Origin of the sequence: Caballeronia novacaledonica (genome assembly GCF_900258035.1) — a bacterium.
Lineage (GTDB): Bacteria > Pseudomonadota > Gammaproteobacteria > Burkholderiales > Burkholderiaceae > Caballeronia > Caballeronia novacaledonica.
This window is the reverse complement of sequence record NZ_OGTP01000033.1, coordinates 48,914-55,291: the sequence shown is the minus strand read 5'-3', so window position 1 is coordinate 55,291 and position 6,378 is coordinate 48,914. Positions and strand designations below refer to the sequence as shown.

The window sequence follows — 6,378 nt, the reverse complement described above, 5'->3', positions numbered from 1 at the left end:
AACAGAACGCCTATGTGGAGCGGTTCAACCGGACGGTGCGGTATGAATGGCTGTCGCAATACCACTGGGATGACCTCACACACGTGCAGCACTTCGCGACCGAATGGATGTGGCAATACAATCACGAGCGCCCTAACATGGGCCTCGGAGGCGTGACACCAAAACAGCGGCTCACTGCCGCAGCATAGTCTACTTCCGACCCGCGTTATTAGCGGGGGGATTACCGTGCATGATCACCTCCCATGGATACACGTACATTAAACTGTATACCCAGAGGCGGATTTCCTCATGCACTGACCGTCTCGCCCACCTCGTGTCGGCGATCGATCGCGCATCGTCCAGGTAGAGCGCAAAACATTGCCGTCTGATTGGCCTGGCATAGCAAGCGCGATAACGTGCCGCTGCGATTTTCCGGCGGGCGTTGGGCCTGGACTACATGCATCTCGTCCCCACCGCATACCCATGCGCCCAAGGGCTCCTTTTGGCCTCGTGATCAAAGAGGACGCTACCTGCTGCCGAGCCCCCGCTTGCTAATTGAAGATACTTGCAGCCGTAGGATTACCGCAAGCCCTAAGACCTGAACGAAGACTTCATCGTGTCTCCGAGGTGCGCAATCGCCCGGCTGAGGTTCCCGAGGTGAGGCGCATGCAATAGCCACACATCGAGTTGAGGCGCGAAGCGTGCGACCTTCACGACTTCGAGCCGCCGCTGCCACACGCTGTGGGCAAGGACACTGCGCGGAACCAGGCCCAATCCTAGGCCGGAAGCGATGAGCTGAAGTTGCATCTCGCTGCCGTGCGTGTCTGCCTTGACGCGCAACGCGTACCCGGCGGCCTGGATCGCGTGTTGCAGCGCCGCTCGATAGCCGCATCCTTCGGGGTTCAGAATCCATCCGCCATCTGCAATCGCAGGGAGCGTCGCACGATTCGAAACCAGTGGACGCCTTTTGCTCTGCACGACGACGAGTTCCATGGTCGCAACATGTTGACCCGCGTAGGCCTCCGCAGGTTGCCTGCCCTTCGGACTCAAGATGGCGGCGGCATCCAGTCCACCTGCATCGAGCAGACGAAGCAGGCACGGACTCCAGTCCGATTTCAACGTCACTTCGAGTGCTGGAAATGCGTCCTTGAGCGCGGTCAGGGCGTCGAAGAGGACGATGTCGGCGATACCCTGCGGCAAACCGAAGCGCAGCCTTCCCGAAGGATCACCGTCCTCACGGGCCACATTCATCAGCCGGTCGAAAGAAGCGAGCAACGGAACGGCATGCTCGTGGATACGATGCGCAAGCGCGGTTGCACGCGGCGGTTTGGAATTGCGGTCGAGAAGTGGCGCGCCCAACACATCTTCCAGCCGCTGCATGCGCTTCGATATCGCCGATTGCGTGACGCATAGCTTTTGCGCAGCACGGGTCAAAGAGGTTTCCTCGACCACCGCCACGAAGGATTTCAGTTCATCGATCATTATTCCATTCCGTCATTTTCGACAGTCCGAATATTCGCTTTTGGAAAGAGATCGTTGAGTCTAACCTGATAGGCGTTATCACGCACTCTCGCCTTTGAGGCCACTATGCCACTCGTCCGAATCGATCTTTCGAAAGCCGCGCCACCCGCCGTCGCTCAGGCTGTCAGCGACACCGTCTACGAGGCGATGACCTCGATCGCCGGTGTCCCCGCCAACGACAAGTTTCAGATCGTTACCCGCCACGATGCTGGCGAACTCGTCTATCCGGCCGATGGCTATCTCGGCATCTCCTACTCTCCTTCGATTGTTTTCATCCAGATCACCTGGAACACGGGCCGTTCGATCGATGTGAAGAAGGCCTTCTATGCCGCCGTTGCCGACGGCATTTCAAAGAAGACGGGTCTGCGAAAGGAAGATGTCTGGATCAGCCTGGTCGAGGTCGCACGCGAGAACTGGTCGTTCGGCAACGGGGAAATGCAGTACGCACCCGCCGACTAACCTGGATCAGCGCTCGCAGCGCATGGAGGAAGACATGAAGCCACTGGCGCAGTTGACGTTTCATTCGCTCGAATTACAGCCCGTGCTGATCCCACTGAAGCGGCCGATCGTGTCGCGGGTCGGCAGCTACTCGGACTGGCCGGTCATCGCCATTACGCTGAGAACGAACGAAGGCATCAGCGGATACAGCTAAAGCCCGAGGTCGTCCAGTTCATGGCAGCGACGCACCGCATCGCCGAATCTCTTGCCCTGGTTGAAATCGAAGTCCGGATCGGAAGTCGTGACATCCGCGAGTCGCGCCGGGATGTTGGTGACGAGGATGTCGAGTCGGGGAAGTTCGCTTCGCGACAAGATCAGTGAACAGCTCGGTTTCGTCACGTAAGAGCAAGAGGCATCGATCCCATCTTCGTTACGATGATCCCTGTTCCGGATAACGGGTATCGGCCCACATCGGATGATGAATGTTGCTGCCTTCGAACGGCGGGAACTGCTCGAAGTCCGCCCGCATGTCGTGCCGCACGGAAGAGTTCATCGCCCGCGTGATCGCGTCGGGGCTGTCGAACATCAGCCGGTTGCGTTGCATGTAGTGCACGCGCTTCCACGGCATCGCATCGACCCAGTCCACGCGCGTGAAGATTTCGATCTCGCGCACGCCGTCGAAGAACTTCATGATCTGCGGGTGATGCGACAGATAGTAGCCAAGCCATTCATCGAAGTTTTCGGCGCGCCCCGGATAGTGCACGAGGAACTGGCAAGGCAACGCGCCCTGCGGAACGTGCGGCGTCGGATCGAGCACGGGAAAGGGCCGGCGCAGCATCACTTGCTGCTCGACGGCGCTCAACCTGAGACTGCCCAGATCCAGCCGCGCAAGCGCCTGGAGATGCCCTTGCGGCGCGATGGCTGCTTCGAGATCCGACAGACGTTCGAAGTCGAGCTGGAATGCGAGGATCGGCGACGGGCCGTCATCGGTGTAGAAGTCATCCGCGGCAGCGGGCGTATAGAGACGCATGCGGCTCATCGCGGGCGTCGCTTCGAGCGCGGCGATCACGCGCAGCCGGTCTGCTTCGCTGACGCGCGCGTCCGCATCGGGATGAATGAAGGTGACGAGGTAGGAAAATTGCATGGTCGGATGACAGAGTAAGGACGCGTCAGAGATCGAGCAGGCAGGCCTGAATCGCCTCATCGTTCATGCGGGTTTCGTCCTGCGCGGCTTGCGCATCGCGCGCGGCGAGCAGGAGCATCAGCGCGATGCGCAATTTTTGGGCCGACAGGTCGCCGCCGGCAAGCAGGCCGTCTGCCGCGAGAAAGCGTTGGCGCGGCACGAGTCCGCGCGGCGAACGCGTCGATTGCACGACCACCACGCCCGCCGCGACGGCTTCCAGCAGCGCGGCGCGTTCGCCCGACGCCGCGCGCCCCGGCGTCAGGCCCGCGCACACGATGCCGCGCGCGCCGGCCTGAACGAAGCCGCGAATGGCCGCCCCGTCCGCACCGGCGTACGACATCGAGATGTCCACGCGCGGCAACGCGACAGCATGATCGATGACGTTCCGGAAGCGCGCCCGCGACGCGCCCTCGCTATCCGGCATGCGACGACGGTAGACCACGCGCGCATCCGCATCGACACGGCCGAGCGGTCCATAGGGCGGTGCTTCGAACGCGGCCAGTTCGAAGCTCGCGGCCTTGGTCACGTCGCGGGCCGCGAAGATCGCGCCGCCCATCACCACCAGCACGCCCGCGCCGCGCGACCGGGGATCGCTCGCGACGGCCATCGCGCCGCGCAGGTTCGCGGCGGCATCGCTGCCGTCGGTATTGGCGGGACGCTGCGCGCCGGTCAGCACCACAGGCTGGTCGAGCGACAACGCGAGATCGAGAAACCATGCGGTCTCCTCGAGCGTCGCCGTGCCGTGCGTGACGACGAAGCCCGTGAGCGACGGATCGGCTGCGGCCGCGTCGCGTATCAGCCGCGCGAGTTCGAGCCAGTCGTTCGGCCCGATGGCCACGCTGCCCAGGCTGCGAAACGGCACCGGCACGATCTCCGCATCGGGCGCAAGCTCGCCGAGACTTTGCAGCAGCGCGTCGATCGGATGAATCACGCCGCTGTCCGCGTATTCGATCCAGTCGAAGCGATGACGTCCATGCATCGCGAACGTGCCGCCCGTGCCGATGACGGCGACGCGCGGACGCCGCGTCTCAGGCTGAACGCGCGCGTGCATCATGAGCGCAGCCGGACATACAGCACGTCCGCCTCGATGCGGGTTTCATGATGCCGGGTGTCGCGCGTGACCGGCGCGGAGAGCGCGCGGCCCGTGCGGACATCGACGAGTCCGGCATGCAGCGGACATTCCACCTCGTGCCCTTCGAATTCGCCGTCGCTCAGGAGCGCCGCGCCATGCGTGCAGATGTCGTCGAGCGCGTGAATCTCGCCATCGACGCGAAACAGGCCGATCTTCACGCCTTCGAGTTCGATGCCCTTGCACATGCGCTCGCCGAACAGCGAATCGGTCGTGCCGAGCGCATGCCAGCCGTCCGCGTCGCGCGCGTACATGGCCGTGTCCGCCCGCCTGATTTCATAGATCGCGTTCATACCGCCACCCTCTTCTTGAGATCGACCGGTTCATGCATGCGCACCGCGCCGATGATGTCGGCAAGCTTCGTCACGCCATGACGCCTGCACCACGCGTCGAGCTCGTCGACCATGCGCGGCATCGCGTTCGGCGACACGAAATTCGCCGTGCCCACCTGAATCGCGCTGCAGCCGGCGAGCAGGAATTCGAGCGCGTCCGCCGCGGTCGCGATGCCGCCGCAGCCGATCACCGGAATTTTCACCGCCTGCACGCACTGATACGCGATGCGCAGCATGATCGGCTTGGTCGCCGCGCCGGTCAGGCCGCCCATCACGTTGGCGACGCGCGGCCGGAAGGTTTCGACGTCGATCGCCATCGCCAGAATCGCGTTGCTCACGACGAGCGCGTCGGCGCCGGCTTGCTCCGCCGCGAGCGCGACTTCGACCACGTTGCCGGCGTTGGGCGTCATCTTCGGCCACACCGGCAAACCGGTCGCGGACTTCATCGCCCTGACGACCTGATAGGTCGCTTCCGGGTCCATGCCGAAAGCCTGCCCGTTCTTCTTGAGGTTCGGGCACGACACGTTCGCCTCGATCGCGGCGACGCCCGGCACGCTGATTTTCGCGGCGAGCGTGCCGAACTCTTCGATCGTGTTGGCCGAAATGCTCGCGACGAGCGGGCTCGCAAACCTGCGGTAATACGGCACGGTCTCGTTGACGTAGTAATCGCTGCCCTTGCTCGGGATGCCGATCGAGAACAGCGTCGCATCGCGGAATTCGGCGACGCGCGGGGGCGGCACGCCTTCGCGCACATCGTGCGTGATGGTCTTGGTGACGATCGCGCCAAGGCAGTTCAGGTCGAAGACCTGCGCCGTGCCCTCGGCGAACGTGCCCGATGCGGGCATCACCGGATTGGCCAGCGTGAGCGAGCCGATCCTGACGCTGAGATCTACCATGATGTCGTTTCCTGAAGATCGAAGACGGGGCCGTCCCAGCACACGCGCCGGTAGCTCAGCTCGTCGGATTGCGCATGCTTGCGAAAGGGGCGCACGCAGGCGTAGCACGCGCCGATGCCGCATCCCATGCGTTGTTCGAGCGCGACCTCGCCGGGAATGCCGAGTTGCGCGGCCAGCCGTTGCAGCATCGCGAGCAGGCGGTTCGAGCCGCATGTCGTCGCGAAGGTGATCGGCCGGCCTGCGTGGATGCCGCGGATCAGGCGCTCGACCTGCACGACATCGCTGGTCTGCTCGTCGTCGGTCACCATGACGACGGTCGCGCCCGTTTCATGCAACGTGTCGGCGGACATCATCAGCGCGGGCGTGCGCGCGCTCAGCACGGCGGTCACATGCGCGCCCGTCGCGATGGCTTCACTTGCGAGTGGCGCCATCGTCGCGAGGCCCACGCCGCGCGCGAGCAGCAGGACGTGCGCATCGTTTGCATTCGCGGGCAAGGTGAAGCCCTTGCCGAGCGGTCCCAGCGCATCGAGCGTGTCGCCCGGCCCCAGTTGCGCGAGGCCGCGTGTACCCGCGCCCTGCACCTTGTAGAGAAACTCGATGCGCTGGTCGCCGGCATTCACGCAATAGATGCTCATCGGCCTGCGCAGATAGGGCGTGTCATCGTTCGAGGCCGGGCATGCCAGATGGAAGAACTGTCCGGCGCGCGCGGTCAGCGCGAGGTCGGGCGCCGTCAGCACCAGATGCTTGTACTCGGCGTTGACCCAGTCGTTGGAGCGCACGAGGCACGCGTTCTCCGCAATGGAGGGCGCAGCCGCGCACGTCGCGGCCGCGTGAGCGCCGTCGCACAACGGGAACACCGTTGCCGCGCGCGAGTCGGTAGTGGGGATCGTCATCGTTGTC

General features: G+C 63.8%; 10 protein-coding genes. 4 read left to right on the top strand and 6 right to left on the bottom strand.

Annotation, left to right across the window (positions count from 1 at the left end):
* On the top strand, positions 1–188 hold a 188-nt coding region (locus tag NOV72_RS29375; protein ID WP_146150062.1), incomplete at its 5' end, for an integrase core domain-containing protein.
* Between the two features lie 382 nt (positions 189–570).
* On the opposite strand, the gene NOV72_RS29370 is transcribed toward NOV72_RS29375, so the two are convergent.
* Positions 571–1,461 (bottom strand): LysR family transcriptional regulator, encoded by an 891-nt coding sequence (locus tag NOV72_RS29370; protein WP_106858032.1) that lies wholly within the window; start codon positions 1,459–1,461, stop codon positions 571–573.
* A 105-nt stretch (positions 1,462–1,566) separates the two neighbouring features.
* Here NOV72_RS29370 and NOV72_RS29365 point away from each other — a divergent pair, with 105 nt between their 5' ends.
* Genes NOV72_RS29365 through NOV72_RS32470 form a run of 3 tightly spaced genes read left to right on the top strand, consistent with a single transcriptional unit; the run spans position 1,567 to position 2,319 of the window.
* Positions 1,567–1,959: a tautomerase family protein gene (locus tag NOV72_RS29365; RefSeq protein ID WP_106858031.1), complete on the top strand. Its 393-nt coding sequence runs from the start codon at positions 1,567–1,569 to the stop codon at positions 1,957–1,959.
* A 34-nt stretch (positions 1,960–1,993) separates the two neighbouring features.
* Positions 1,994–2,152, top strand: coding sequence for a hypothetical protein (locus tag NOV72_RS29360; RefSeq protein WP_181291188.1), 159 nt, complete (start codon positions 1,994–1,996; stop codon positions 2,150–2,152).
* Between the two features lie 20 nt (positions 2,153–2,172).
* Entirely contained in the window at positions 2,173–2,319 is a 147-nt protein-coding gene (locus tag NOV72_RS32470) for a hypothetical protein (RefSeq protein WP_181291187.1), read from the top strand.
* Between the two features lie 49 nt (positions 2,320–2,368).
* Here NOV72_RS32470 and NOV72_RS29350 read toward each other — a convergent pair whose 3' ends face one another.
* The 5 genes from NOV72_RS29350 to NOV72_RS29330 are packed head-to-tail and all read right to left on the bottom strand — an operon-like array spanning position 2,369 to position 6,371.
* Entirely contained in the window at positions 2,369–3,082 is a 714-nt protein-coding gene (locus NOV72_RS29350) for a hypothetical protein (protein WP_106858030.1), read from the bottom strand.
* Positions 3,083–3,107: 25 nt separating this feature from the next.
* Positions 3,108–4,175, bottom strand: a complete 1,068-nt coding sequence (locus NOV72_RS29345) for an asparaginase (protein ID WP_106858029.1) — start codon at positions 4,173–4,175, stop codon at positions 3,108–3,110.
* Complete coding sequence (locus tag NOV72_RS29340) at positions 4,172–4,543, bottom strand: non-heme iron oxygenase ferredoxin subunit (RefSeq protein ID WP_106858028.1); 372 nt, start codon at positions 4,541–4,543, stop codon at positions 4,172–4,174. The genes NOV72_RS29345 and NOV72_RS29340 overlap by 4 nt, the downstream gene beginning before the upstream one ends.
* Positions 4,540–5,478, bottom strand: a complete 939-nt coding sequence (locus NOV72_RS29335; protein WP_106858027.1) for a dihydroorotate dehydrogenase — start codon at positions 5,476–5,478, stop codon at positions 4,540–4,542. Before NOV72_RS29335 ends, NOV72_RS29340 begins: the two co-directional genes overlap by 4 nt.
* Positions 5,472–6,371 carry a dihydroorotate dehydrogenase electron transfer subunit gene (locus tag NOV72_RS29330; protein WP_245933204.1) on the bottom strand — a complete coding sequence of 300 codons (900 nt, stop codon included), beginning with the start codon at positions 6,369–6,371 and terminating at the stop codon, positions 5,472–5,474. Before NOV72_RS29330 ends, NOV72_RS29335 begins: the two co-directional genes overlap by 7 nt.
* Positions 6,372–6,378: the final 7 nt, after the last annotated feature.